This window comes from Bifidobacterium panos, from assembly GCF_012932445.1.
Lineage (GTDB): Bacteria > Actinomycetota > Actinomycetes > Actinomycetales > Bifidobacteriaceae > Bifidobacterium > Bifidobacterium panos.
In genome coordinates this window covers 1-26,505 of sequence record NZ_JAAIIJ010000004.1, presented here as the reverse complement: position 1 = coordinate 26,505, position 26,505 = coordinate 1, and the positions used below count along the sequence as shown (strand labels likewise).

Annotated in this window: 23 protein-coding genes, 1 tRNA gene and 1 pseudogene; 9 read left to right on the top strand and 16 right to left on the bottom strand. The window is 57.7% G+C overall.

The window, feature by feature from the left end; all coding sequences use genetic code 11:
- Positions 1–110: 110 nt before the first annotated feature.
- From G1C94_RS02210 to G1C94_RS02195, 4 genes are all read right to left on the bottom strand, one after another.
- The gene (locus G1C94_RS02210) at positions 111–1,550 is read right to left on the bottom strand and encodes an MFS transporter (RefSeq protein ID WP_172144249.1); all 1,440 of its coding nucleotides are present in this window, start codon (positions 1,548–1,550) and stop codon (positions 111–113) included.
- Positions 1,551–1,643: 93 nt separating this feature from the next.
- Positions 1,644–2,600 carry a nucleoside hydrolase gene (locus G1C94_RS02205; RefSeq protein ID WP_172144247.1) on the bottom strand — a complete coding sequence of 319 codons (957 nt, stop codon included), beginning with the start codon at positions 2,598–2,600 and terminating at the stop codon, positions 1,644–1,646.
- Between the two features lie 252 nt (positions 2,601–2,852).
- Entirely contained in the window at positions 2,853–3,947 is a 1,095-nt protein-coding gene (locus G1C94_RS02200; protein ID WP_172144245.1) for a LacI family DNA-binding transcriptional regulator, read from the bottom strand.
- A 218-nt stretch (positions 3,948–4,165) separates the two neighbouring features.
- The gene (locus G1C94_RS02195; RefSeq protein ID WP_172144334.1) at positions 4,166–5,119 is read right to left on the bottom strand and encodes an Abi family protein; all 954 of its coding nucleotides are present in this window, start codon (positions 5,117–5,119) and stop codon (positions 4,166–4,168) included.
- Between the two features lie 511 nt (positions 5,120–5,630).
- Here G1C94_RS02195 and G1C94_RS02190 point away from each other — a divergent pair.
- Together G1C94_RS02190 and G1C94_RS02185 are read left to right on the top strand one after the other, a co-directional pair.
- Complete coding sequence (locus G1C94_RS02190; protein ID WP_172144243.1) at positions 5,631–6,044, top strand: helix-turn-helix domain-containing protein; 414 nt, start codon at positions 5,631–5,633, stop codon at positions 6,042–6,044.
- A 14-nt stretch (positions 6,045–6,058) separates the two neighbouring features.
- A complete protein-coding gene (locus G1C94_RS02185; protein WP_172144241.1) occupies positions 6,059–6,631 on the top strand; it encodes a PIN domain-containing protein in 573 nt (190 codons plus the stop codon).
- Between the two features lie 63 nt (positions 6,632–6,694).
- Here G1C94_RS02185 and G1C94_RS07740 read toward each other — a convergent pair.
- The 5 genes and pseudogenes from G1C94_RS07740 to G1C94_RS02165 form a co-directional block, all read right to left on the bottom strand.
- Positions 6,695–6,865, bottom strand: a pseudogene (locus G1C94_RS07740) (restriction endonuclease subunit S); the annotation flags it as partial.
- Positions 6,866–7,086: 221 nt separating this feature from the next.
- A complete protein-coding gene (locus G1C94_RS07735) occupies positions 7,087–7,905 on the bottom strand; it encodes a hypothetical protein (RefSeq protein ID WP_228369725.1) in 819 nt (272 codons plus the stop codon).
- Positions 7,790–9,679 (bottom strand): relaxase/mobilization nuclease domain-containing protein, encoded by a 1,890-nt coding sequence (locus tag G1C94_RS02175; RefSeq protein ID WP_172144239.1) that lies wholly within the window; start codon positions 9,677–9,679, stop codon positions 7,790–7,792. Before G1C94_RS02175 ends, G1C94_RS07735 begins: the two co-directional genes overlap by 116 nt.
- Positions 9,679–10,023, bottom strand: a complete 345-nt coding sequence (gene mobC / locus G1C94_RS02170) for a plasmid mobilization relaxosome protein MobC (RefSeq protein ID WP_172144237.1) — start codon at positions 10,021–10,023, stop codon at positions 9,679–9,681. Before mobC ends, G1C94_RS02175 begins: the two co-directional genes overlap by 1 nt.
- Before the next feature lie 518 nt (positions 10,024–10,541).
- Entirely contained in the window at positions 10,542–10,703 is a 162-nt protein-coding gene (locus G1C94_RS02165; protein WP_003838005.1) for a hypothetical protein, read from the bottom strand.
- A gap of 120 nt (positions 10,704–10,823) precedes the next feature.
- On the opposite strand from G1C94_RS02165, the gene G1C94_RS07950 reads away from it, so the two are divergent.
- Positions 10,824–11,045, top strand: a complete 222-nt coding sequence (locus G1C94_RS07950) for a type II toxin-antitoxin system YafQ family toxin (protein ID WP_206689635.1) — start codon at positions 10,824–10,826, stop codon at positions 11,043–11,045.
- Between the two features lie 25 nt (positions 11,046–11,070).
- Positions 11,071–11,490: a DUF2442 domain-containing protein gene (locus G1C94_RS02155; protein WP_003838007.1), complete on the top strand. Its 420-nt coding sequence runs from the start codon at positions 11,071–11,073 to the stop codon at positions 11,488–11,490.
- Between the two features lies 1 nt (position 11,491).
- Here G1C94_RS02155 and G1C94_RS02150 read toward each other — a convergent pair whose 3' ends face one another.
- Complete coding sequence (locus G1C94_RS02150) at positions 11,492–12,094, bottom strand: TetR/AcrR family transcriptional regulator (protein ID WP_003838009.1); 603 nt, start codon at positions 12,092–12,094, stop codon at positions 11,492–11,494.
- A gap of 60 nt (positions 12,095–12,154) precedes the next feature.
- Positions 12,155–12,922: an SDR family NAD(P)-dependent oxidoreductase gene (locus tag G1C94_RS02145; RefSeq protein ID WP_003842960.1), complete on the bottom strand. Its 768-nt coding sequence runs from the start codon at positions 12,920–12,922 to the stop codon at positions 12,155–12,157.
- Positions 12,923–13,200: 278 nt separating this feature from the next.
- On the opposite strand from G1C94_RS02145, the gene G1C94_RS02140 reads away from it, so the two are divergent.
- The 3 genes from G1C94_RS02140 (at position 13,201) to G1C94_RS02130 (ending at position 19,341) form a co-directional block, all read left to right on the top strand.
- Positions 13,201–14,481, top strand: a complete 1,281-nt coding sequence (locus G1C94_RS02140; protein ID WP_229059211.1) for an NADH:flavin oxidoreductase/NADH oxidase family protein — start codon at positions 13,201–13,203, stop codon at positions 14,479–14,481.
- A gap of 190 nt (positions 14,482–14,671) precedes the next feature.
- Complete coding sequence (locus tag G1C94_RS02135) at positions 14,672–17,422, top strand: MMPL family transporter (RefSeq protein ID WP_253902276.1); 2,751 nt, start codon at positions 14,672–14,674, stop codon at positions 17,420–17,422.
- 14 nt (positions 17,423–17,436) lie between these two features.
- Positions 17,437–19,341: an ABC transporter permease gene (locus G1C94_RS02130; RefSeq protein ID WP_172144233.1), complete on the top strand. Its 1,905-nt coding sequence runs from the start codon at positions 17,437–17,439 to the stop codon at positions 19,339–19,341.
- A 441-nt stretch (positions 19,342–19,782) separates the two neighbouring features.
- Here the strand turns inward: G1C94_RS02130 and G1C94_RS02125 are convergent, their stop codons facing one another.
- From G1C94_RS02125 to G1C94_RS02115, 3 genes are all read right to left on the bottom strand, one after another.
- Positions 19,783–20,724 carry an Abi family protein gene (locus G1C94_RS02125; protein WP_172144231.1) on the bottom strand — a complete coding sequence of 314 codons (942 nt, stop codon included), beginning with the start codon at positions 20,722–20,724 and terminating at the stop codon, positions 19,783–19,785.
- Positions 20,725–21,128: 404 nt separating this feature from the next.
- A complete protein-coding gene (locus tag G1C94_RS02120) occupies positions 21,129–22,574 on the bottom strand; it encodes a hypothetical protein (protein ID WP_003842965.1) in 1,446 nt (481 codons plus the stop codon).
- 112 nt (positions 22,575–22,686) lie between these two features.
- Positions 22,687–22,896 carry a helix-turn-helix transcriptional regulator gene (locus G1C94_RS02115; protein ID WP_003842966.1) on the bottom strand — a complete coding sequence of 70 codons (210 nt, stop codon included), beginning with the start codon at positions 22,894–22,896 and terminating at the stop codon, positions 22,687–22,689.
- A gap of 132 nt (positions 22,897–23,028) precedes the next feature.
- Between G1C94_RS02115 and G1C94_RS02110 the strand changes: the two genes are divergently transcribed.
- Both G1C94_RS02110 and G1C94_RS02105 read left to right on the top strand, forming a co-directional pair.
- Positions 23,029–23,721 carry a hypothetical protein gene (locus G1C94_RS02110; RefSeq protein ID WP_172144229.1) on the top strand — a complete coding sequence of 231 codons (693 nt, stop codon included), beginning with the start codon at positions 23,029–23,031 and terminating at the stop codon, positions 23,719–23,721.
- Between the two features lie 43 nt (positions 23,722–23,764).
- Positions 23,765–24,868 carry a site-specific integrase gene (locus tag G1C94_RS02105; RefSeq protein ID WP_163191188.1) on the top strand — a complete coding sequence of 368 codons (1,104 nt, stop codon included), beginning with the start codon at positions 23,765–23,767 and terminating at the stop codon, positions 24,866–24,868.
- Positions 24,869–25,006: 138 nt separating this feature from the next.
- On the opposite strand, the gene G1C94_RS02100 is transcribed toward G1C94_RS02105, so the two are convergent.
- Both G1C94_RS02100 and htpX read right to left on the bottom strand, forming a co-directional pair.
- A tRNA-Gly gene (locus G1C94_RS02100) sits at positions 25,007–25,080 on the bottom strand.
- Between the two features lie 112 nt (positions 25,081–25,192).
- The gene (gene htpX / locus G1C94_RS02095; protein WP_172144227.1) at positions 25,193–26,140 is read right to left on the bottom strand and encodes a zinc metalloprotease HtpX; all 948 of its coding nucleotides are present in this window, start codon (positions 26,138–26,140) and stop codon (positions 25,193–25,195) included.
- Positions 26,141–26,505 lie beyond the last annotated feature (365 nt).

The following is a 26,505-nucleotide window of genomic DNA, read 5'->3' as shown; positions in this document are numbered from 1 at the left end:
ATGATTTTCCAATGGTTTTCTAATGATTTTCGATTATTGACATTCCAGTGCGCCCACGGGCGGCTCGCTCAGTCGATGCGGCAAGCCGCCCGTGAAACCTTCCGTGAAACTTATTCCCCGGCCTTCTCGGCTTCCAGCGCGTGGTTGCCCTCGTAGATCTTCTTCTTGAATGCGAAGAACACGATCAGGCCCAGCAGCGCGACGGCGGAACCGATGAGCAGCAGGTTGGAGAAGCCCGCGGCATCGCCGGTGGTGCCGACGATGGAGGAACCGGCCATCGCGTTGGAGCCGAGCAGACTGCCGATGATGGCGATGCCGATGGACGGCGAGACGTTCATGGCCAGATCGTTCATGCCCACGCCACGGCCGGACTCGTCTTTTTCGATGGTGCCCAATACGGTGGAGACGACCGGCGAATACATCAAACCGCAGCCGGCGTAGAATACGCAAGCGAACAGGGTGAGCACCAGGAAGCCGGAGTTCACGCAGAATGCAGCGCCCGTCCAGCCGACGAACATAAGAGCGCCGGCGGTCACAATCCCGTTCCTGATGCCGATCTTACCGACGATCAAGCCGGAGCAAGTGCCCACGACAGCGGCGACCACGTACGCCCACACGATGTACAGCGACACCTGCGTGGTGGACATGCCATACAGTGTGGTGCCGATGGCGTTGAAGATGGGCGACAATGCATAGTTCACGAAGTAGAACACGAGGATCAGACTGATTGCGCGCAGCCAGCGGGTGTTCTTGAAGAATGCGGGGGTGATGAACGGGTTGGCGGCCTTGTTGATGTACACGCCGAACACCACATACAGCAATATGGACACCACGAGCATCCACCATGCCATGTACGAGAAGAACAGGGTCAAGAACGCGGTGGCGAAGCCGAAAATCACAAAGCCGAGCGCGTCGACCTTCTCGCCATTGCCGCTCTTGGCCGGCAGGGTCTTGAGCAGAATCGGCAGGAACAGGATGGTCACCGCCGGAATCAGGAACAGATACTGCCATGCGATGGAGCTCAGCATGCCGGCCGCGAACACGCCGATGGAAGCGGACAGCTGGTATGCGGCGGTGAACAGGCCGAAGAAGATCACCTTCAAATCGTTGCGCAGATATTTGGTGGCGACCACCAGGAAGGCGGAGCCTGCCACCTGTTCGCCGGCGGTCTGCAGCACACGCGCGATGATGACGGTCCACAGATTGGCGGTGAAGAAGAAGTTGGCGATGAAGCCGAACAGCGAGCCCACGAACAGGGTGACGAGGCCGACCGTCACGAGGCGGCGCAAGGAGACGAAGTCGCCCAGCGAACCGTAGATGAAGCACACGATGCCGAGCACAATGCTCGGGAATGCGGTGATCAGGGAGGCCTGGTTCGGCGCGCCCACATCAGCGCCCACCTGCTGGAACACAAGGTTGAACCCTTGCAGACACAGGGTGCCGAGCACGAACGTGATGAGTAGCGGAATCAGGGCGCGGATGGCCATCTTGTTGCTGCTGACCGGATCGTCGAATGGATCGATGGCCGCTTTTGTGTTGTCACTGGTCATATCAATCTCTTTCAAATTTCAAATTTCAAATTTCATGTTTCATATTCGATATGGAAAGTATGGAAAAGAACGTGCCGCTTAGAGCGCGCATGCTCATTTCGCGTTCTTGGCGAGCCCCGAAATACGCGTCATGAACTCGTTCAGGAACCTCGGCACGTCCACGCCCACGGCCACCTTCATGGTCTTGTTCGCGTCGTTGAGCCGGGTTTCATCGCCGATGGTGCGGCCGCGGGTCGGGCCTTCGACGTCGACCTTCATATTGATGTCGAGCATGGTCACGAGCGTCGGGTCGACCGCCACGCCTACGGCGAGCGGATCGTGCAGACCGCAACCGCCGAGGTGCGGCGCGGTGGTCTCGTAGGCTTTGATGTAGTAGTCGGTCATGTCGGCGAGGAACGCGCCGGCCTTGGTGCCGAGGTCGCGCCACTGCTGGGTTTCCTTGTACGTGAGCAGGGTCTGCAGGGTCACATCGAGGCCGATCATGGTCACGGGCGCGCCGGAACGGAAGAGATAATCCGCCGCATCCGGGTCCTGCGAGATGTTGGCTTCGGTCCATGCGTTCACGTTGCCCGGAACTGTCAGCGCACCGCCCATGAGCACGATTTCGCCGATCTCATCCTTGATTTCCGGCGCCTTCTTGAGAGCCGCCGCAATGTTGGTCATCGGGCCGGTCGGCACATAGACGAGATCCTTGCCGTAGGTTTTGACGGCGTCGATGATGAAGTCGACCGCGGATTCGGTTTCGATGGAACGATTGGAGTCGGGGATGTCCACATCGCCGATGCCGTTGTTGCCGTGGATGAACGCGGAGATCGGCAGCACTTCGAAGTGATCGGTGGTGCTGGAGTGCGGCAGACCTTGGTAGACCTTGACTTCCGGGTGGCCGAGCAGGTCCGTTACGGCCAGCGCATTGCGCACGCCCTGCTCGACGAGCACGTTGCCATAGGTGCCGGTGATGCCGATGAGTTCGACCTCCGGGCTTCCCAGAGCGTAAGAGATGGCCAGGGCGTCGTCAACACCGGTGTCCAGGTCCAGAATCAACTTCTTCATACTTATGCCTTTCTTCATTGACAGGCCTGCCGACGGTCCGTCACCACACGTCCCATTATCGTCAGTTTTGTTGCGCACAAACAATCGAGCACATCCTCGACCTTGCTGTCAGGTTTATGATAAAGCGTTTTATCATAAAGGTCAAAACGTCTGATCTACTTGCGTGTCGTTTGGCTTGCCACTGACGAAAGACTCTTCCCTGTGTGGGAGTTTCGGCGTTTGCGTCACGGCCCAACTCGCCAGAGGAAGGCGCTACGCGCGAGCTTCGGCGCAAGTGGCCTGAACCAGTTTCGGGGTGAGCAACTGGACTCGCGGATGGCACAGCCAAAGGCGCTCCCCCTCGTTTTCAGCGCTCGTGGAGTCGGGATCGCTCTTGCTCTTTGCGCCGGTGCGGCCAATGGTGGCGTCAGTGCGGGAGAGGAACGTCTGCCAGCAGGCTCTTGCCAGATCGGCGACGCTTTGTTCGACGGTGGCCATGTGCAAGGCAAGGCCGAATCGCTTGAGGATATTGTCATAGCCGATCATCTGCATATCCTGCGGCACCTGCAGCCCGCGCTCAACAAGACGTTGACGGAACCCCAGAGCCATCACATCGTTACAGCAGAACACAGCCGTGGCACCGCCATCGATGATGTGATCAGCCGCATAATAACCGCTATCGAAACGGTAATCGCCGGCAACACACAGCGAGGAATCGAAATGCCTCCCAGCCTGCTCGAGGGCATCCACAAACCCGCGTTTGCGGTCAAGCGCACTCGATTCCGCAATATCACCCGTCACGATGCCGATGCGTTGGTGACCGCCTTTCAACAGATACTGCGCGGCAAGACGACCGCCCATATAGTTGTCGAATCCGACGGCATCGCACCAACCATTCTGCACGAGTCGGTCGATGAGCACCACCGGGCAGACCATCTGTTCCACGTCGGCTCGCAACTCATCTTCGGCAGCACAGGATTCACGCGCGGGAATCAGCATCATGTCATCGATGCCTCGGGAAGCGAGTCGAACCATCAGATCATGTTCAATGGCACGCGAATCGTCGGAATTGGCCACGACCAGCGAATAGCCTTGCGCGGCGCATTCGTTTTCCACACATTTCGACAGCGCGGCGAAGAACAGATTCTCAATGTCAGGCACAATCAGCGCCACGAGCTTCGATTGCTCGGTCACCAGGCTGCGCGCGCTCTGATTGGGCACGTAATGCAGCTCCGCGGCCGCTTTGGCAATCAGCTCGCGCTTTTCCTTCGACACGCGCGCCGGACGCTCGTTAAGCACCAGCGACACAGTGGCCACCGACACTCCCGCGGCCTGCGCCACATCTTTCAGCGTTGCGCGCCGTACCATGCTACCCCCTTAGAACATCTCCCTTCTAGCATAAAATCATCGCGCGCATTGTCTAATTGAAAGAGCGACACCCGCCAGATTGGAGATGAACCAGAAACCAGCCCGAGGGGATGTTGCATTCCCAATCAGACAACGCGTACGCGGGTTCCAGTGATCGTCGCAACACCTGGATGGCATCTTCCTGAACCAGTCGGGTCTTGTCTTCGATGCTCTGTGATTTATTCCCAGTGCAAAGCCGTTGCGATTCCAGCTGCGTACGCATCGTTCGCATCGAGGAAATGCTGTATCTCCATGGCATACTCATCTCCACCTTCGATATTCTGCACAAGGTACATGAGCGCGAGCAGTGACGATGCCACGGATTTCTTCCCGTATTTGAAATCAGTAAACGCGGTTCGCATGTCCCGCGTCATAGGTGAAGGGATAACCATCTCCCTATGCCACAGCCTGGCATGATGCGAACACAGATTGCGCAGATAGACCATGGCATGAATAACCTCGGAGGAAGTACGCAGATTGGTATGCAACCCAACCGATTTGTACAATTCCCTGAGCGTCTTGGCATCCGCATGCAGGGAGATCATTCGAGAAAGCGTATCGAATGGAAACGTCTCAACGGCTGCCCACACAGGCACAGCCCTTCCGCTACGCCGGTAATGGCGTATGCACACTTCGTTGGACATGTCCATCCATTTGCTCATGCTGCGCAACAGATTGTCGCGCAGGAGCTCACCGCGTTTGTTGCACACGTTCTTGTAGGATTCGGGACTCATATACGTATAAGCACCGCCATTGGATGCCAGCAAGTACGCAAACCTTGAACGTATGGAAAGTTCCACCTTTGCGGTTCCCTTGAGAATGATATTCCGCAATACTTCATCCATTGCATAGGGAACAAGGAAATCAACATCTCGTATTCCCGGCTTGTACCTGTTATCACCACCTGCGGGGTTTAGCTGGAAGGAACGGAAATAGCCCGAGAGACGGTAGTAATTGCAATCAAAGAGCGCCTGCCGCAGTTTCGCTTCATCCGTGATTATCAGACCGCGATCCGCCATCAGGTCAATCATCTGGTCAATGGTTTTCGCAGGCTTGAGTTCCGCTCCGATATGAGAAGAGCCCCCAGGTTTGAGCACTGTAAGTAGGCTTAGGGAGCTGCTGTTATCCGCCATAATAATCATTTCCTCCCGTTTTGAAAAGTCTGCGGCGTGCCCTGTTTCCAGCCATATTATTCGCGTCCATAGCCCGTTGAGTGCAGCCATATCAAGATATTGCACACCAGTCCAGATGATGTCATGCGAAAACCCTTGAAAACCTACGATTGCGGGGGATGCCGAGGCTGTTACGCCCCAGAAAGACAGCCCCTTTCGTTATTTCGAGTGTCGTCCCGTTCACTGTCATTTCGAGCGAAGGCCGTAAGGCCAAAGTCGAGAAATCTTGGCGGTGACGGCGCATATTGGCGAAAGGATTTCTCCACTCGCTTCGCTCGGTCGAAATGACAAGAGAGGGACGAGGCCCAGGCGAGACAACAGATTCAGACAACGCAACCATAGATTCAGGGAAGACAACCATAGATTCGGACAGAATAGCCAATCGATATATAAAGCTGACAAAACTTCCTTTGTCGGTTTTGTCAGTTTTTGGTACGATGAGGAGAAACAAGCGCTAACTTTGGAGGCAGCTATGAGCGCAGTATTGGAGCATCCGCACACCAAGGGCACCACGGTCACGATGGGAAACCGCGCCCTAGTCGCCGCCGACGGCGAGGTGACGGAACTAAGCGGTGAGGCCTTCGAGGCGGCATTGAACGCGGCGCTGGGTGTCATGGGACGCCATCGAATGGTCACCACCGGGCAAGCAGCGAAACTCCTGAACTGCTCCCCCCGCACCGTTGCACGTATCCTCGACTCCGGCCGATTGCCCTTCACCCGCAACGGCGAAACCGGCCGACGCATGGTCGACGTGGTCGACGTCATGGACTACCAACGACTGGAACGCGAACGCATGCAAGCCTCCCTGTCCGCCATGCGGCAGGCGGCGCAGGAGATTGCGATGAACGACGACGAGCTGGCCTCCTACGTCGCCCAGTTCGACTGACGGAAAGGCGAAACATGACCAAACCGGTGGCCCTATTGGATGCCAACGTGTTCCCGCCCGTCTGGCTGCTTGACATCCTGCTCACATTGGACGAGCATAATCTCATCGACGCCGTATGGTCCGAACGCATCCTCGACGAGGTACACCGCACATTGGTTGAACGTCAGCGCCGCAACCCAATCCAAGTGAAACGCTTCCTGAACGCGATACGCTCCATGAACCCCACACACTGCGCATACGGATGGGAACCGCGCGAGGCACTGCTTGAACTGCCTGACCCGGACGACAGGCACGCGCTCGCCGCCGCCTTAGTCGCTGATGCTGACTACATCGTCACCTACAACCTCAAGGATTTTCCATCGGATTATCTCCGCCAATACTCGATCCAGGCTATCCACCCAGACGATTTTCTGTGCACCATGCTGGAACACAACCAGAACGGCATGTTAGACGCGATAGACGATGTTATTTCCAGCAAGGACAACCCGCCGCGCACCATACGTGAAGAAATCGATCACCTCAGAGCGCTGCGGCTCTGCACGTTCTCCGACAAACTGGAAAACCTACTCGCCACGAACGCCAACTGAGGAGCTCTACAACATAGGAAACATCCCCGAGGAACCCAACAACGAAACCGGAACCGAAGAATGTCATACGACAAGCTCGTCGAACGACAGCAGCCAATCCCGGTAGCACTCGTACTGCTTACGCCGCACCTCAATCTCCGCGGGCAAGCCGGAAGACAAGTCGTTAGTGAGCTTGTCGAAACAATCGAGGATAGAGACAATTCTTCATTGCTCTTCTAAAGGCGGTACTGGGATTCGTGGCCTCGCCGGCGAGGGGAATGGAGCGGATGACGGGAGTCGAACCCTACCTGACCAAAGCCAGAAAGCCGCTAAATTCCAGTGATTTAGCGGCTTTCTCTGGCTTATCGCAGACCTATATGACAACATGGTGACAACAATTTAAGAACAACTCATTTTGCGCCCTCTCAACATGCAGCACACACACGCTGCCGCACACTCATGGTTGCCGCTCATTATTAGTCACCTTTGATGAATTGGCTGATTCTGGGTGCGATTGCCAGCAGGTAGACCGGATGCGTGATAGCGGCGAGCAGGATCCACCAGGTGGGCCATCGCATCGGGCTGTCGGGGATCGTGGCGAGGCGATCCGCGACCACGAGGCATATGAGCATGAGCAGCGTCCAGAGGATGATGTGCACGCCCATCGTCTGTTCCCGCCACCAGTACATGACCGCCGCTTTGCTTGCCGCCGCGTAGACGATGACGACCAATAGCGGTATGCCGCATACGATGACGAAGATCACTAGCATGACTAAAAGGGTGAGCGGCCCGTTCCACCAACCCTGCGGGATGATTCCACCGATCCACGTGCCGGTGCTGTTGAACCATTTCCCGATCGCGGAAAGCTGTTGGCCGCGCGCATGGACCCATTCCGGCAGCGAAGCCATGAGGGCATGCCACCTGCCCTGCATGATGATGACAAGCAGGGGAATCACGGACGCGCACACGCCCACGCACAGGGCGAACAGGACGCGCCTGTCTTTCCCGCGCTGCCTGTCGGCATCGTTTCGGAGTCGCTCCTGTTCCTGTTCGGCCTGTTGTCTGACCTGTTCGGCGATGTTTTCCCGCAGTCGTTTCCGTTCGCCGTCGAGTTTCGCCCGGTCGCTTTCGAGGCGCGCTTCATCCTGCTTGAGTGTGGCTTCGCGGTTGAGGATGCGCCTACAATGCTCTTCCTTTTCTGCGCAATCGTGTTCCCTCCGTTTGGTTTCTTCGAGCAGCCTGCTCGTCTCGTTGAGTTCGGAGAGTTGTTTCCTGAGCGTCCGATTCGCTGACAAGAGCCTCTGATTCGTTGATCGAAGCTCTCGATTCTCGGATGAGAGCGTCGAATTCCCGTCCCGCAGCTCCGCGATCTGCCGTTCGAGTTCCCTGTTCTCCGCTTCCAGCCGGATCATGTCGGTTCCCATGGTCGGGGTCGTGTTCGCTGGTTCCTGTGGTTTCATCCGGTCGAACATTTGGGAGAACATGTCGCCCATCGGATCGGTTTCCATACTGGTGTTCCTTGCTGTCTGGTTCATGATGCTGTTCCTTGTTCGTCTGTTCGGGCGGTGTGATTCCGGCGAGACGGGCCGCGATCCGAATCTTGTCGAGTTCGCGCTGGCATTCGAGCAATGCCTGTTCGCGGCGTTCGATCTCCTCGCGGGTCTCGACTATGAGGTCGGTGTCGTTGTTGTCGATCGCGTCGTTCAACGCGATGACGGCGGCGCGCAGTTCGCCCCGCGCCCAGTCCGCACGGTTGTTCAGGTCCCTCAATCCCTTGGCGAGGTCGCAGCCGCCCGCGCGTTGGATCCTGCACGCCGCGTTCAATCCCTCCACCATCATCGCCAGTTCGTCGAGTTTCCTGGCCTGCGACTGGTAGTAGCGGCGCTGCGCCTCGCTGGACGCGTAGCGCACAATCCGCGTGCGGGGCGTTGCCGTCAGGGGTTCGATGCGCCGTTCCGGACGGCCGAATGCATCCGCCAACGTGGTCGCGGTGAAGCGTGCCGCATACCTGTTCGACCTGTCCGTGAGCATGCCGGTGAACGTTTCCGGCACGAGCAGATGCCACGTGCCGCCGTCCCGGTGCAGCATATTCACGGGCAGGTTGACCTTCCGTTGGCGTTTGGAACCGGGCAGCCACACGCTTACCGTGCGCTCGTTCTCGGTGGCGACGAGCTTGTTGTTGAACGTCAGGTGCAGCATGCTCCCACCATTCGAAAGCCTCGCCCCGATCTGGTCGAGCGAGTACGCCGGACCCAAACGGGATCCGCGGAACCTGCGCCCCGTGGCCTGGTCCATGAACGTCGCCTCGCCGCCGCGCATCGCCAAACTTATGCCGTGCGAGTCGAGCAGGCGCGACAGTTCGGCGATGTTGCCCGCCCTGGCGGCGTCGAGGTCGATCAGGATGCGCATCCGCTCCTTGACTCCCCCGCCCTTCGCCGCCGCGTACAACTCGTTCATGCCCACGCCAAGACCGTTGGACGCAACCGTCCTCGCTCCGGTTCCGGGCAGCGGACTGTCATCCTGGCCGGGCGTATGCCGCATCGCCGCGACCAGTTCCGCATGTTTCATGGCGGTTTCCACGTTCGGGTTCTCCAGTATGCCCAGGCCCTCGCGGCGGCACAGTTCGTCGCTGATCGCACGCCACCGGTCGATGCTTCTGCGGGTCAGGCGCATCTTCCTTCCCGTCCTGCGGTTCGCCGCGCAGATGACGATGTGGTTGTGCAAATGGTGCCGGTCCACGTGCGTGCAGACCACGTACTTGTAGTCGCCGCCCGTGATCGCCTCGGCCAGCATCACGCCCAGCTCGTGCACCTGCCCCGCCGTCACCCGCTCGTCCGGGCTGAACGAATGCTTCAAGTGCAGGGCGAGCACGCCGTCCCTCCGCAACCCGTTCGCGCAGCGCTCCAAGTCGTGGATCATCGGCTCCGCCAGCACGTCCGCGTCACGCTTCTCGCCGCTGTAGCTCGCGTACACGAGCCTGCCGTCATCGTTCTTCGCGGGGTTGATGACGTAGCGGATCGTAGCCGGAAGATTCGTCTTGACCTTGCTCCCAAGCTTGACCACGGCCATCAGTACAACCCCTGCGCAGCGTCGATCCGGGCCTTCTCGCGCTCCATCTCCGCCACCCTCCTGTCGATCGAGGCCAGCAGATCCCGCAGCTCACGCACCTGCTCCGCGTCCACCGTGCCGGTCAGGTTCGCGATCCTGGCGACCTGGTTCACGTTCACGCCGATGCGGTGCAGCTCAGCCTTGAACGCCTCCGGATCGCTCGCCAGCGTCACCGAAACGTTCATCAGCCCGCCGTGCATGAGCGTCTGCCGGGCGAAATCGCCCCACCTCCTGTACACCGGAATGTTCCTCGACCAGCGCTCGTGGACTCGTCTGGCCTGCTCCCATTCCTCCGGCGTGAACATGATCTTCCTGCAGATGCTGCGCCTGCGATTGTCACGCCAACCCACCGGACACCTCCACACGAGAAGCGAAGCGCATCGTTTTTCCAGCCGCGAAAGCGGTCCGGAGGCTCCGCCGACCAAGGGGAACGGGTCTCCCGTCAAGCCGCCCCGGCCCCGCGGGGCGAGCAAGTGTGGCCACACATGCGTCGCTTGCTACTCCCATATTCGCATCCACGAACTGGGAGCCATCGTGCACGGCCTTGAGCAAACTCTTGGCGATGTTGTTCATGTGCCTGTCCTTTCATGTTTCATCCGGCATGACGATTGCGACGCGGACCCGCTCCGGGCTTGGCGTGAGGCTGGTTCACATCGCACTATCGACGCTAAGGCCATTTGGAGGAAACTGATTTAGACAAGACCCACGAAACAGGCGAAAGGTTACATTAGGCCTTGAAAAACAAGGGAAGCGCCACGAGAAAAATTTCCGTGGCGCTTCCCTTATCCGACTGGTTGAATGAGTGAGAGCCGAAAGCGATTGCCTATTCCTGTTCGGCCATCTCCGCGTATCGGTCGAACAGAATCTGCAAGCGCTCGTCGCCCGTCCTGCACGACTGCGTCACGCCATACGCCGCTTCGACGTATTCGGGCCAACCGAGGTTTGTCGTAAGTAAGTGAGCGCGAAACCGTTGTTTGTTCGTCATTGAAGGTGAGCGCGATCAATGCCTGCGATTTCACTTGTTGTCTCGTCCGGTGTTGACGCGGTTTTCGGCGTCGTATTCCAGACGGAGACGTGAATACCGTGACCACACTCTCACCGGACAATGGCAGGGATCTGCGAATTCCATGTCCGAGCAGACCGTCTCGTCGTGTATTTTCGCGACAACGACACCGTCGCACTAGTGCTCATGCGCACCGGCAGTCATGACGCTCTCTTCAAAACAGTCGATGCAAAAACATCAGGAACTACAGGAGCACGCCTCGCAAGACAATATAGGCCCACACTCCCCAGCAAGCCATTCAATCGCGTGGATCCGCTGTCCTGAAACCAGCTCAAGGAAGGGGACCGGCATGTATGAACTCAACGGAATCATGATCGTAGGCGAGATAACGCCCGAACTCAAGGTCGTGAACGCACGAGCGACCAACGACTGGATGATGCTCGTCACCTTCTCTAACGGAGAGACCCGTGTCTTCGACGGCACCAATCTCTTCGGAAAACCCGTCTACGAACCGCTGCGCGATCAAACGGTTTTCGACGATTTCGCCATTGACCACGCCATCCTCACATGGGACAGCAGCATCGACATCGACACCAACAACCTCTACAACCTGACCTACCCCTACGACACCATCACGGACACCAGCTCCGCCAATACGCCCATACAACTACGCCCATGCAACGCGAACTCGTTCACTGATCAACAACATTCCAAAGACCCGGCAATCGCTTGTATCACAGGCCTGACATTGCCGATTGCAGCAGCATGATTCACTGTTTCGTTGTGGCAGTTCCGCTGGTTTCGGTGTTGATGATGAGCTGGTCGATCAGGGCATGCGCTTGGTCGCGGCTGATGGGGGTGGCGCTCAGGAATGTCCAGCGCACGATCAGCAGCATCGTGTTCGCGCAGAAATCGGCCAGCAGGTCCTGCGGCAACCCTCCAGCCACTTCGAGGTGGTAGCAGTGGTTGGCACGGAATGATTCACGTATGCGAGCGATGAAATACGCGGTCAGGCTGCGCATCAACGCCCCGTCGAGTCCGTTGTGCGCGAATATCTTCCTCATCAGTTCGGCGTTACGATCGAATAGATCCGCGAACCTGTCGAACAGCGTGTGGAACCCGTCCCTGGTCCCTTCGAAATCCCGGGGTTCCATCGAGGCGGCGAACCGCGCCCAGCAATGGTTGAGCAGGTCGTATTTGTCGGCGAAGTAATTGTAGAACGTTGCCCGCGGGTAGTCGGCTCGCTCGCAGATCGCGTTCACCCTGACCTGTTCGAACGACTGCTCGCCCACCAGTTCGAGCAGCGCGTCCGCCATGCCGTTGAGGATTCGCCGCCCCGCGCGAGTGCCTGCACGTTGTTCATCCGCCTTCATGATTCCAGCCTATCCGTTCCCTTAGTCGTCTCACAGTTCTTTCCGACAGTCCGATTGCCGTCAGCCCCATGAGAATGGCGTCAGCAGTCGCATCGGCACCAGTTTGGCGAGCACCCGGTACGCCTTGTACACAGGATGCATGGTGTATGAGGCGCAGCCGGCGCGGGCTTTGCGCAACGCGATGCGAGCGAACCTGGCCATGTCGACGAACGGCAGCTTGGCGGCGGTGCTGCCATGGGCCGCGTCCGGGTGAGAGGCCACGCCGGATTGCATGCCGGTGCGCATATTGCCCGGGTTCAGCCGCAGCACGTTGATGCCGCGCGGCTTCAATTCCTCGCGCAGGCCAGCGGCGAAGAACGACGCATACGCCTTGGTGGCCGAATACACCGTGAGGTTCGGGTTCGGCGCGAACGCTGACACCGACGACACCTGGATGACGAACGAGCCACGACGCATGTACGGCAGGCACAGGCGGATCAGCATCGTCGATCCAATGGCATTGAGGCGGATCATACGCTCCAATGCGTCCGGCTCGGACTCCTCCACCAATCCGGCGCTGGCGACGCCCGCATTGGCGACCACCACACCGATGTCCGGCTTGCGCGCCTCCAACTCCTTCTCCAGTCCTGCGTAACCGTCGTCCTGGCTCAGGTCGAACGGCAGGCATACGAACCGCATGCGCGGGTATTCGGCGGCGATGGACTCCAGCCGGTCTTGCCGTCTGGCGATCATCCAGATCTCGTCAATCTCGGGGCATTCCCCCATCACCGCATCCACGAACTCACGCCCCAACCCGGACGTCGTGCCGCTGATTACCGCCACAGTCATCGCATGCTCCTTCTTGTTTCAAAACCACCGAATGCTCTGTCCGCGACAAAACGCCGCCTTATTCGACAAGCACCGGCACTGCGTGGACAGCTGTCCATCGGTGTCCACGATAACGGACACTCGCAGCTCGAAATCACACACAAATCGCCGCCTGCATATCGGTGGACATTTTCAGCAAACCGTCTCAGTCATGGGCTGATGTCCATGCTTAGCCTTGAGCAAGCAGCGCATATGCGCGCTGATATCACACTATGCAGCATCAGCGTAAAGGAACCGTCATGGACAAGCAGAACACCACCCGCCCCACCCATCTCGCACAGCCGATCGAACTGCGTTGCGGCGTTCACATCAAGAACCGTTTCTTCAAGTCCGCCATGCACGAGGCCATGGCGGACCGCGATCACGCGCCGACCGAGCGTTTCGCCGCTTTGTACCGGCAGTGGGCCGAGGGCGGCGCGGGCGTGCTGATGACCGGCAACGTGATGGTCGACCACACCCAGTTGGGAGAACCCGGCAACGTGGCATTGGAAGACGATAGCAACCTTGCCCCATTTCGCTCGTGGGCCGAAGCAGGCACGGTGAACGGCATGCAGTGCTGGATGCAGCTCAACCATCCCGGCCGTCAGTCCCCAGCCACCATCAACCCGCATCCATGGGCTCCCAGCGCGGGCAAGTTGGAAGGTGAATACGGCAAGTTCTTCGCCGAACCACGAGAACTCGACCGCGCGCAGATCCACGACATCCAGCAGCGCTTTGCCACCGCCGCACGATTGGCCAAGCAGGCCGGGTTTACCGGCGTGCAGCTGCATGGCGCGCACGGCTACCTGATCAACCAGTTCCTTTCCCCGCTCGACAACCAGCGCACCGACGAGTACGGCGGCAGCCTCGACAACCGCATGCGGTTCCTCGTCGAAACCTACCAAGCCGTGCGCGAAGCGGTCGGAAGCGATTTCCCCGTGGCGGTCAAACTCAACTCGTCGGATGGACAAGAAGGAGGCTTCTCCGAGGACGAATCCCTGACCGTCATCCAGCGTCTCGCTGATCTCGGTGTCGACCTGGTCGAGATCTCCGGCGGCACGCTGGAGAAACCGACCTTCTCCACCAATACCGGTGACAAGGAGGACAGCGCCCGAGGCGTGTACTTCTCCGACTTCGCCACCCGCGTCAAGCAACTCGATCTGCACGGCACCGTCGTGTGCCTGACCGGCGGTTTCCGCACGCCCGCAGATATGGAGGACGCGCTCGAACAGGGCATCACCGACATGATCGGCATCGCCCGGCCACTGGTCCTGCAGCCCGACATGCCCCAGCACATCCTCGACGGCGACATCGAGCCGACCAACCGTTTCAAGCTGCCGTGGATCACCACCGGCGTCAAGTCGCTCGACAAGGCGTTCAACGGCGTGCTGGTCATCAGCTGGTTCGAGCTGCAGATGAACCGCATCGGCACCGGCAAGAACCCGGATCCGAATATCGGCGGCATGCGCGCGCTCCTGTTCGCACTCAAACAACACGGGCCCGCCGCGCTCTCGCCACGCCGCCGCAAGAACCGCAACTGAATCAACCGTGATCAGTCGGCAATACTACTCAAATCAGCCTGTTCATAACCGTCAATCATTCGCCAAACCCAGACCGTTCAACACTTCGGAACCGTAGATTCTGCACTACTTGAGAGGGCAACACCAAACCATGTCGTTTTCGCTGTACAAACTTGGGCAATTAATGGTGCGCCGACGTGGCCGCGTATTGATGGCGTGGCTACTGGCGTTGGTGTTGGCCGTTGCCGGTATGGCGACGCTGGCGCATGGCACCAACGACGAGTTCTCCATACCGGGTTCGCAATCCCAGGACGCGCTGGATCACTTGGGCCATGTGTTTCCCGAAGTTTCCGGCACTTCGGCGCAAATCGTAGCGGTAGCGCCGGAAAGCCAACGCATTGACACCACTGAGTCGCGCAATGCCATAGGCGTTGTGGCGAAGAGGATAGGCGGTTATCGGCAGGTGGCGCTTGCCGCCGATCCGTTTTCGGAGACGGTGCAGGACGCTGTATCCGAGGACGGACGTGCAGCGATCATCGCCATTCAGTTCGAGGTGCCGTTCAACGAGCTTGATTCGCAGGTGAAGTCGAAGATTGCCAGTGATGCCAAAGCGTTGCAGGATGCGCTTATGGATGGGGCGGTCACGTATTGCGGCGGGGCCGCGTACAGCAATGCCATTCCGTCGTTGTCACCGACTGAAGCGTTGGGTTTGGCGTTCGCGCTTATCGTGCTGTTGATGATGTTCGGCTCGCTGGTCGCCGCGGTATTGCCGTTGTTCACTGCTGTGGTCGGTGTGGGTGTGGGCGTCGCGACCATCTACACAATGACCTCGTGGTTCACCATCTCGTCCACGGCACCGATGCTGGCGGTGATGATTGGCCTTGCCGTAGGCATCGATTACGCCTTGTTCCTGATATCCCGTCACCGTGACCAGCTCTCCGATGGACTGGAGGTGGAGGAGTCCATTGCCCGTTCCGTAGCCACGGCAGGTTCGGCGGTGATTTTCGCCGGTTTGACGGTGATTATCGCGCTGCTGGGTTTGTTCGTGGCGGGGATACCGTTCCTGACCACCATGGGTGTCGCGGCCGCGTTCGGCGTGCTGGTGGCAGTGACCGTGGCCGAAACCTTGGTGCCTGCGCTACTTGGTTTCGCTGGCAAGCGCCTGATTCCACGGAAGCGTGCCAATGTCAAGACTAGCCGCCGTAGCCTCACGAATCGTAAGAGCCACGACCATCGCATTGCGCGCACGTGGGTACGGTTGGTGACCGCCAAGCCACTGGCTGTGGTCGTCGTCATCACCGTGGCCTTGAGTGCTCTGGCTCTGCCTGCAGCGAACCTGCGTTTGGCGTTGCCTGACAATTCCGTGGAAGAGGTCGGCACTCCCGCACGCGATGCCTACGATGCCGTGGCCGAGCATTTCGGTCCGGGATTCAACGGACCGTTGATTCTCACGGCCGATATCATCCAATCCACAGATCCAATCGGCTTGGTCAACCGCATCGCCGACGATATTCGGCGCTTGCCCGGAGTCAAAGCGGTGCCGTTGGCCACTCCCAATCCGAAGGGCGACACCGGCATCATCCAGATCGTTCCCGAAACCGGTCCCTCCGACGCCGCAACCGAACAGCTTGTGCGCGAGTTACGCGGTAAATATCAGTATTTCTTGGACACATACGACACTGAAACCGCGGTGACCGGCATCACCGCCGTTGCTATTGATGTGTCATCGAAACTAGGGGCAGCTCTATTGCCATTCGGCCTGCTGGTGGTTGGCTTGTCGCTGATATTGCTGGCTATGGTGTTCCGCTCGATATGGGTGCCGCTGAAAGCGACCGCAGGCTATCTGCTTAGCGTGCTTGCCGCTTTCGGTGTCACCACCTGGGTGTTCCAACTTGGCCATGGAGCGGAATTGATCCGTGTGCAGCGGGTGGGACCGGTGATCAGCTTCCTGCCGATCATCCTTATGGGCGTGTTGTTCGGCCTGGCCATGGATTATGAGGTGTTCCTCGTCTCCCGTATCCGAGAGCATTATGCCCATCATGGTGATGCGAAGGCGGCCGTCGAGGAAGGATTTGCTTCGGCAAGCACCGTGGTCGTGGCCGCGGCAACCATCATGCTGTCGGTGTTTGCGGCGTTCATCCCCGAGGGGTCCGCCACCATCAAGCCTATCGCCTTTTCACTTGCGGTGGGTGTGTTCGTCGATGCGTTCGTTGTCCGTCTGACCTTGGTGCCCGCAGTATTGGCTCTGTTGGGCAAACGTGCCTGGCATCTGCCCGCTTGGGTAGACCGCCGTCTACCGGTGTTCGATGCGGAAGGCGACGGATTGGAGCGTGAGCTTCGTCTGCGTGACTGGCCTACTCCCGACAGTACCGAGGTGCTCAGCGCACATGATCTCACGCTGGATGATATGAACGGAAACGCTCTGTATGAGCACATCGACTTGCATATCAAACCCGGCGAAGTGCTGGTGGTCGAGGATTCCGGCGTTTCAGGCAAGTCCGCACTGCTTTACACTCTCGCGGGCAGGGTCACCACGTTCCGAGGCGACCTGAAGGTCATAGGATGCACCTTGCCTCAGCACATGCGCGAGATACGTTCCAACGTAGCACTCATCAGCTGTGCCAATGCGGCGGATCCATTGGAGGATATGCGACAGGCCACGAATGATGGCACACGGTTGATCATGTTGAACGATGCCGATATGGTGCTGCAGCCCGACGCCCGGGCCCAGCTGCGCGACGCAATCAGCAAGCGTGGCGAGACCACCTACGTGCTCTCTTGCCGGAATCTTTCTACGCTGGGCGACATCCTGCATGGCATGCCGCTAACAATATTGCGCCTTTCCTCTAGAACCCGAGACAGCGAGCGAACCGACCAATTTGACCGTCCGGAAAGCCACATCACGCGCTTCGCCCGGTTCATCAACTCACCCATCACCACCTCCACACACGTCGAACAATGAGCACAAGGACACCCATGCTTTTCTTCACACAGCGCCTGCGAGACTCCATCACACCGACGGCACGCACCTGGACGCCCCGCACCATCACCTGGCGACTCTGGGCAGCAATCATCCTGATACCCGTGTTCATGCTTTCGCTCGGGCTTTTCGCTTTCCACGGCACCAGCAATCATCCGGCTACTGCCAAAGCGGCCGTGGTCAACAATGACGAACCGGTTGAACTCAACGGGCAAACGCTGCCGCTTGGCAGGCAGCTTGCGTCCGAACTGCTTCACAACAACGACTCCGACTACGACTGGACACTCACCGACGCCGATGATGCCCGAAACGGTTTAGACAACGGCAGCTATGCCATTACGGTGACCATACCGAATGATTTCTCCAAACGTATCGTCGACACCATGCAGGCCAGTCTCACCGGAGACACCAGCAGTGTTTCCAACGGTTTGGTGCATATGGAAACCTTCAACACCACCGGCGTCAACGACCCGCAATTCGCGCGCGCGGCCGCCGAACGCGCGAAAAACAATCTGGATCAACTGATTATTCGCACCTATCTTGGCAGCGTCTACGATGGGTCCAACACCATGCACGAATCCCTGTCAACAGCCGCCGATGGCGCGAACCAGCTCGGCAGCGGTATCAACACGTTGCATGACGGTGCGAACCAGTTGCATGATGCCACCAAGCAATTGGTTGATGGCACGACAACGCTCAAGCAAGGCGGTTCGCAACTGGAATCGGGAGCACAACAGGTCGCCCAGGGCGCGGAACAAGTGGCGCAAGGCAACGAACAGCTGGCAAGCACCGTCTCCCCGATAGCCCAGCAAGCATCCTCTCTGCTCGAACAAGCCCCTTCGGCCGTAGCAGCGCTCCAGCAGATGCAAGAATTGGTCGGGCAATGCGCCGCCAACAACACGCCGCAAGCCTACTGCGACAAACTTGACCAAGCCCTCAGTCAGGCCACGGAGCCAGCCGAACGGATCGATGCGGCTAAAGCTCAAGCCATCGCACAGATCCAGCATGCGCAAAGCTCCATCAACCAACTCGCGCAAGGTTCACGCCAAGTGGCCGACGGCGCGAAATCCGTGGCCGATGGCGCAAGCCAACTCAATCAAGGCATCGTCCAGCTGTCCGATGGAGCCACCGCTATCAACGATGGCGCAGCACAGCTTTCCGACGGTACAAAGAAACTGCAGGAAGGCGCGGATACCTTGTCTTCAGGTCTTACTAACGGAGTGAAGCAGGTGCCTACCTTCAGCAAAGAGGCGCGCGAGCGGCTGGCCTCCACTATCGCCCAACCCACCCGGTCCATCATCTCCAGCATCCCTTCCGGATTGCTGGCCGCCACCCTGCTGCTGGCACTGGCCCTATGGGGCCTGTCGCTTGCGGTGTATGTGATTGCCCGCCCAATCTCCGCCGACATACTCACTTCGAGGGAATCCACATGGAAACTAGTGGCTACAGGCATGTTCCCTGGAACGGCCGCAGCGTCAATCGGCGCTTTGCTTGCAAGCGCCATTGCGTGGGCAGGCTTGAGGCTCGACATCCAGCATGGCGCTTTTCTGATGATCATGGCACTGGTGTGCGCAATGGCATTCAATGCCATCAACCAGGCGCTGATCGGCAGTTTCGGCAGCCTCGGGCGATTGCTGTCCATGATGCTGATGGCACTGACACTGCTTACGGGTATCGTCTCCACTATCCCCGCACCATTGGCCTCCTTGGCGTCCATGCTGCCCACACACGCCGCCAACATGATGCTACGAACGGCCATAACCGGAAGTGGCAGCATCACGCAGCCACTGCTGACCCTATTGACATGGTGGGTCGTCGGATTCCTTGCCTGTGTTGCCCTGACTGCACGACGACGCACGCTGAATCCGAATCAGCTGCGATTGCCATCTCAGACCTTCTGACTATGGATACCGCAAATCGTGAAATATTGATCTGATACTCCATCATGACTCTATAGAAAACACAATTGACAGCAAGCTGTCTCACTATCGAGGTTTGTCGTAAGTAAGTGTGACGCCGACAACGTCAAGTCTGAGACCTCCGCTTATGCCAACAGCTGGAATAAAGGCGAAACCGTGTAATTTGAAGCATTCTTCAACGTGGATGCCGCAACGGCCAAAGCAAGTGTCCAATACTACGATGTAGCCGATTAGGCTGATTCATGACTGGTGGGAGCGTCATTGCTCCCACCAATTTTGCCAATTGCGCAATGCGGTCGAGGGTCTGATACGGATTGGTATCCGTCAGCTACAGGAGATGTCCTCGGTTGGCTTGGCTGCAAAATTCAGGAATGATCGGCAGGGCAATTGGCGTAGAATCACTGCAATATGCGGCATGCTGGCTTATTTTTCGCGTATTTGCTGCATGAACAAGTGCAGTTCATCCGGATAGTGCAGTCCAATCTCAACGCATACGGCATCAAGGTAATGGGGGATGTCTTCTCGTAGGTGCATCAGCAGTGAATCAAATCCTTGCAGGAATTCAAGGTACCGTTGCTTGTCCGTCACGAATTGCAAATCCTTGGCGAGCTGGAAGACCGTAATGTTCGAGTCGTGTGGGTGGGCGCAGTACAGGCGTTCGTCATGCGCGCAGATGTTGCGATAGTCCTTGATTCTGCGGTAGATTTTGTCGAGCCGCTGAGACGTGATTTCTATTTCATGCTTGTGCGAGTCCGCGTACAATGCGGTGAAGCTGCGTGCGATGTTGGCTCGCGCTTCTGTCTTCTGGGATTGGAAGAACCAATACATCTGCCCGAGCGTCAGATCGTTGGCCAGCACCCACATCGGGACTTCGCCATCATGCCGCTCCAGGCAATGACGGAGATAGTTCTTCTTGTCCGCGTACCCCGATTGCATGTTCAGGTGCAGAATTTTCTCCAGTCGGGGTATAAGCTTTATTGCTTTTTCGTGCGCTGTCCCGCTGCTGGCGTAGTTCGCAATGTTCAGGTAGGGGTTCTTTTCATTCGGGTTCAGTTTCGTGAACTCATGTGAGCAAACCGTTTTCAGGATAGCCTCGGCCAAGGTGGTCATCCTGAAGAACAGGAACCGCAGATTGCGGTCGAACACGTATAGCTTGTAGATGTCATTGAACGAAGCATCGTCGCGATAGCGGTCATCACCAGCTGCTTCCGTCTTTTCCTTATCCAGAAAAGGTGTCTTGTATCCGTTGACGACGGAATAGTAGCCTTCTCGTTCAAGCACCCATGAGGTGCGGGAATCCGTTGCCAGGTCACGGGACGCCAGTAGTCTCACTTGATCGGCTACTGGCATGAATGGCTTGTGCATCGTGTTCTCCCGCCTAGATGCGCAAAAACCGCCCCGGAATTCCGGAAGCGGTTTTTACGAACTGGACACTGCCCAGCTTTATCGCATGAAAAGTTTATCACGGGAATGACTATTGTGCGACGATGCGTGTCGTGATGCTGTTGGAAAACAATCATCCCATGACTCTTTGAAATACCGCCGCTGCGATTCCAGACACATTGCTCATCAATAAGTCACTCATACCCCAAAACCTACCAACCTACCGACCTACCCTTTGGAATCATTGGGATTCGACCGCCTACCAACTTGGCCTACCGACCTACTTGAGGTTTTCTTAGGTAGGTTGGTAGATTGCGTGAGTAGGCGACGAAAACCCTTATGGCAGTAGTGAGTAGGCGGGTAGGTCGGTAGGCTGCTTGGTTGAGTCAGATGAGCGAGTACCAGTGTCCGCCTTTCACACCTTTTCTATGTTTGATCTTTCCTGAAGTCATCAGATTTTCCAACGCGTCATCCATGTAGACTTTCTGCCGTTTCGACAGGGCTCGGCTTAATTCTCCTTTGGATACAGATGGCTGGCTCGAAGCGGACAGGATATCGACAATGCGCTCCTCTGTCGCGCAACGGGAGCGAATGTCAACCCGTTCGCGCGCCAGTTCGTCCTGCTCCTTGAAGTCCGCACGGCGAGTAAGGTTCTCGTCTTCGAATTCCCGCAGATTCTCCTCGTAGCATGCACGCGAGTACTGCATCATTCTGCCCGCGAGTTCCCAATCCTCCTGAGTGGTCTCGGACGATCGCGGGTCTTCAAGCAGACGGAGCCCCACCGCCAGCTTTTCGCGCAGAAACATGCTGTGCGCTCTGCGCGGGTCACCTCCGCGCTCCCTGTTGACCCGCTGCTTATCAGCGATGATCTCATTCCTCACAATGGGAGGCATCCGCATGGGGTACATCCGCAGATGGCTGGATTCCGGTGTAGCCTCATTGGCCTTGACGTAGCTGCCGCACTCGTAGAGCCTGTTCATTTGCTCGATGGGATAGTCTGCGGGCAACGCCTTCGTATCGTACGGGAACTTAGTCAACGAGGAAAGCTCCACCGGCTCTTCGCCGATAGGACGGACGCTGAGTCTGTCATCATATGCGGAGACGTAAAGGAACCGCTGTTGGAATCCCACGCCGACACCGGCCTCGAACATGCCCATCATCGATGGCTGTGCCGAAATCACTACGACTGCCCTGTATCCGTGCTCCGGGATAGTCACTGCCAGCTCCTTGTTTTTGGTGTAGTCACCGATTTGCTGGCCGGAGAACAGTGACAGCACCTCCGCTTGGAGATTGCTCTCCTTCGCGCTTGACAACGCCTTGAAATTGGATGCTTCGGAATACCTGATCATGGCGCGGGGAGACTTGCATTCCAGCTTGAATCTGTTGCCCTCCTGCACGCGCTGCCCGAACAGCGCGCTGATGGCTTGGCCGCTCGCCACACTAGTCACCGGAGCGTCCCGAATGTCAGGCACTAGCTTCCTCGCCGCTCCGAATGCCGCATCCTTGCCGGAACCCGGCTTGCCGAGGATCACCACACCGAAGTTCAGCGAACCGTAATCCGCACCGACGAATGGCGGCAGAACCATGTGAGGAGGTGCCGCCACCATGATGCGGGCAATCGTCACGGCAAGTACCGCAATGGGAGACACAAGCCTGCTGACCGCGTAATCCTTGATTTCACACAGACTCGTCCTTGAATTCCAGAACGCATCGTCAGGGAATGACGCATTGACATCGGCTTCTGGATTGTAGGGGATTCCACCGGCCGTTCTGGCTATCCCGTCTCCAATGAATTCGCCCTTCTCTGGGCGCAGATCGCTATAATGAAGCATGTAAGAGTCCTTCAACCTTATCTTGCGCCAGTTTTAAGCAGCGGCGCGTATGAATATGGATTCTTTGGGTCGCGCCAAGCGGAATTGACGCGACCCTTATTCGTCTCGGCTCTCATCGTGTTCTCATCTGTGCGTGACCCTCGATCCAAGCCTGTACATCACTCCACTTGTAGAGCACTACGCGCGGTGAAGGCTTGTAGAACTTAGGCCCTTTACCTGTATAACGGAGCTGCGCAAGGTTCCCCTTGGTCATGCCGGGCATACGAGACACCACATCATCATCGCTGATGTACGGCTCAGATCCAATTACTGCTGTGCTCATTACAGATTCCCTTCAATTGACTTGCCTATTTGTTGACATATTTGCCAACGCTGTGATTGTAGCATATTATTGCCTCTATGTTGTCAATATTGCTATTGCAAGGTGATTGTCGCTCATGTAATACTTGCTGCCATGAGCATGGAAGAGGCAAACCCGTTATACGAAGACGCGACTTATGCCCTCGATATAGACAAATGGAAATTCATCGTCTTCACGGATTTCGATCGAATGGATCGGACAGCGTTCGTCTCCATCGCCCCTGGGATCGCAGTCAGAGCCGATTACTGCATCCGCGCGATGGAGGATCGCATCGGAAAATACGACATCCGCCTGCACATGGGATACAGCGATGAAGAGCAGCGAATCGTGCTGCGCAACTGCGAAATCGGCACCACACGAGAACTCAAAATCAGGGACATCGCGCGCCTGCCCATCGAGCAGATTATTCGCTCCTACCATCCGCCACTGTGGTCCTATGAGATCACGGAAAACGGAACCGATATCTTCGGCCCGCTGCCGAGCTGGGAAGATGAAGTGCTACGCAAAGTGAACTTCCCGGCGCTCCGCAAGCAAGGTCCCACACCCGACACCCTGAAATGGGCTTCGCGTGTTTATTCGGTCACCCAGCTCAACAAGGGCCCCGCAACGAAACGATTGACAGAGGTCTTCGACATACCCCTGCGTACAGCCTCGCACTGGCTGACACTCATGAAAGAGCGCGTTCCAGAATCAGTTTCCGCGAAGCTCCCATCCCCCATTACCGTTCACGACGAAACCGAAATCGACACCACCCCCGACATCTCTTTGAAGAAGCTTTTGGAATAGGGGGTTGTCTCCTTCGGTAATCGCCGGAGGAGACAACCCAACCATGCCCATATACCCCTATAACACCAAGTCCGGCGATAAGCGGTACCGAGTCACCTACCGCGATCCGGATCATTCCCAGCGCACCAAACGAGGCTTTCGACGGCGGAAAGATGCGCAGGATTATCTGGCCCGCATGACGACGTATATCGCAGACAACGATTACATCGACCCAAACGCCGGCAAAACGCTGGTCTGCCAATTCGCAGACACCTGGCTCAAAGGCAAGAAAAACGTCGTCAAACCCAAGTATTACGCCGATCTTGAGTGCTCATGGAGAGTGCATGTGTGCAACGCTTGGGGAAATCGGGAAATCGCATCCATCAGACACAGCGAGATACAGACTTGGGTCAGCGAACTTGCAAAAAAGCGATCAGCGACAATCACCATTCGCGCCCACGGAGTGCTCAAAGGAGTGCTGGATCTTGCCGTTCGAGACGGCAGTATACGACGCAATCCGGCAGACGGATGCCAACTCCCAAGGAAACAACGGAAGGAACGCACTTACCTCACGCCCGCACAGGTTATTGACCTTGCCCATGCAGCGGGTACTTACCAAGCCCTTATTTTGACGCTGGGCTTCTGCGGCCTTCGATGGGGCGAAGCGGCAGCATTGCGCGTCAAGCATGTGGACACCCAGAACAATCGCCTCAGGGTGCGGTTGAGCTGGGTCCGTTCCGGCAAGAAGCACTTCGAAGGTGCCCCCAAAACTTGGGAGGTACGGGACGTTCCCGTTCCCGATCAAGTAATGTCCGCCATCAAAGAACAGTGCGAAGGCAAGGGACCTGAGGATTTAGTGTTTACCGCACCATCCGGAGGACATCTCCGCGAGCAATCCGCGAAAAATCACGGCTGGTATGCAAGAGCATTGCGCGATTCCGGTGTTCCCACACTGACCTGCCACGATCTTCGCCACACGGCGGCTTCCATTGCCATCAGCTCCGGAGCCAATGTCAAGGCTGTCCAGCGCATGCTGGGGCACAAGAACGCGGCCATGACCTTAGATACCTATGCAGACCTATTTGACACCGATCTTGACGATGTGGCTACATCCATCAGCAGCAAGATCGCAGCCGCGAAGACCTCGAACTCCGGGAATGTTCGCTGAGCTGAATACCGCTCTTCAGACCCCCTCCGTGACAACACGGTGACAACATTTCAGGAAAAAACCAGTGATTGAGCAGGTATCCACAAAATTGAAAAACGTTGGAATGATTGGGTTTTAGCACCTCACCGTTGAGGCAAATGGAGCGGATGACGGGAGTCGAACCCGCCTCTACAGCTTGGGAAGCTGTCGTTCTACCGATGAACTACATCCGCGAAGGTTGCGTCTTTTGGACGCGAGGCAACAGTGTAGCAGAAACTCCGCCCTCGCGTTCCGGCGTGGTCATTTCACAGGTCTGCCTATAAGTGACGAACGACGGCGGCGCGCTCATGCCAAGGGAACTTGGGCGGGCGCGCCGGCCCCGGAAGCGACTTGAGCGCCATGCATTTCCTGCGCCATCGTCATCAGGCGGGAGATGCGGTCGGCGGTGGGAGGGTGCGTGGAGAACAGGCGCGAGAAGCCCTCGGCCGAGAACGGGTTGGCGATCATCATGGACGAGACGGACTGCGTGCCGGCGGTTTTCGCCAAAGGCGCGGCTTGGGCGCCGGCCGTGATCTTGTTGAGCGCGGAGGCGAGTGCCTCCGGATCTTCGGTGAGCCTGCTGCCGTCCTCGTCGGCGTCGTATTCGCGCGTGCGGGAAATCGCCATCTGTATCAGGGAGGCGCCGATGGGTGCCAGCACCATGCTCAGCAGCACGCCGATCAGCCCGAGGCCGCTGGAAGCGCTGTCGCGATTGCGCGAGTTGCCGCCGCCGAAATACATCAGCGAGTAGCCCAGATAAGTGATGACGGTGGCCATGGCGGAGGCGATGGCCGAGGTGAGAATATCATGGTTATAGACATGCATGAGCTCGTGGCCGAGCACGCCTCGCAGCTCGCGGCCGTTCAAGATTTGCAGGATTCCTTGCGTGCAGCACACCGCGGCATGGCGTTCGTTGCGCCCGGTGGCGAAAGCGTTGGGGCTTTCGGTGGGGGCGATGTAGATGCGCGGCATGGGCTTGCCGGCCTTGGCCGACAGTTCGCGCACGATCTGGTAAATCTGCGGGGCTTCCTGCTCGCTCACCTCACGCGCTCCCATCGAGGCGATGGCGAGTTTGTCGGAGAACCAATAGGAGCCAAACGTGGTGGCCAGGCCGATGACGATGTAAATGCTCAGGGTGCTGCGCTGGGCACCTGTGGCCCACCAAATGAGCATGACGATGCCCCACATCAACGCAAACAGCAGCGTTGTTTTCAGACCGTTGAAGTGGCCATGCACCTTTACTTTGGCATTCATGAAGCTCAAGCCTAAGGTCTCACTCTGAATAATTGCTGGACGCACAGTGCGGTGCGTTGATAAACAGCCCAGTGGTCTGTTCGTAACAGCGAGCAGCGATAGCGTCGCGAGCGCGCAACCCCAAACACGGGATTTGGCACAGTGCCCAAAGCAACCTGTTCTCGGGTGCATACCGGTAACCAAGACAACGGGAAAGCAGGTCAAATAAGCAATGTACGTGTCTTGGGAGCGGATGTCGCCGTGTTCGACACCCTCCAGACGAACAGTCCAGTGGACTGTTCGTACCGACATCAAAGGGCAACGCCATATAACGAAAACAGGCCATTCCCGTGGCCTCTGTGCCATTGCGCCAAGGCAACAACATC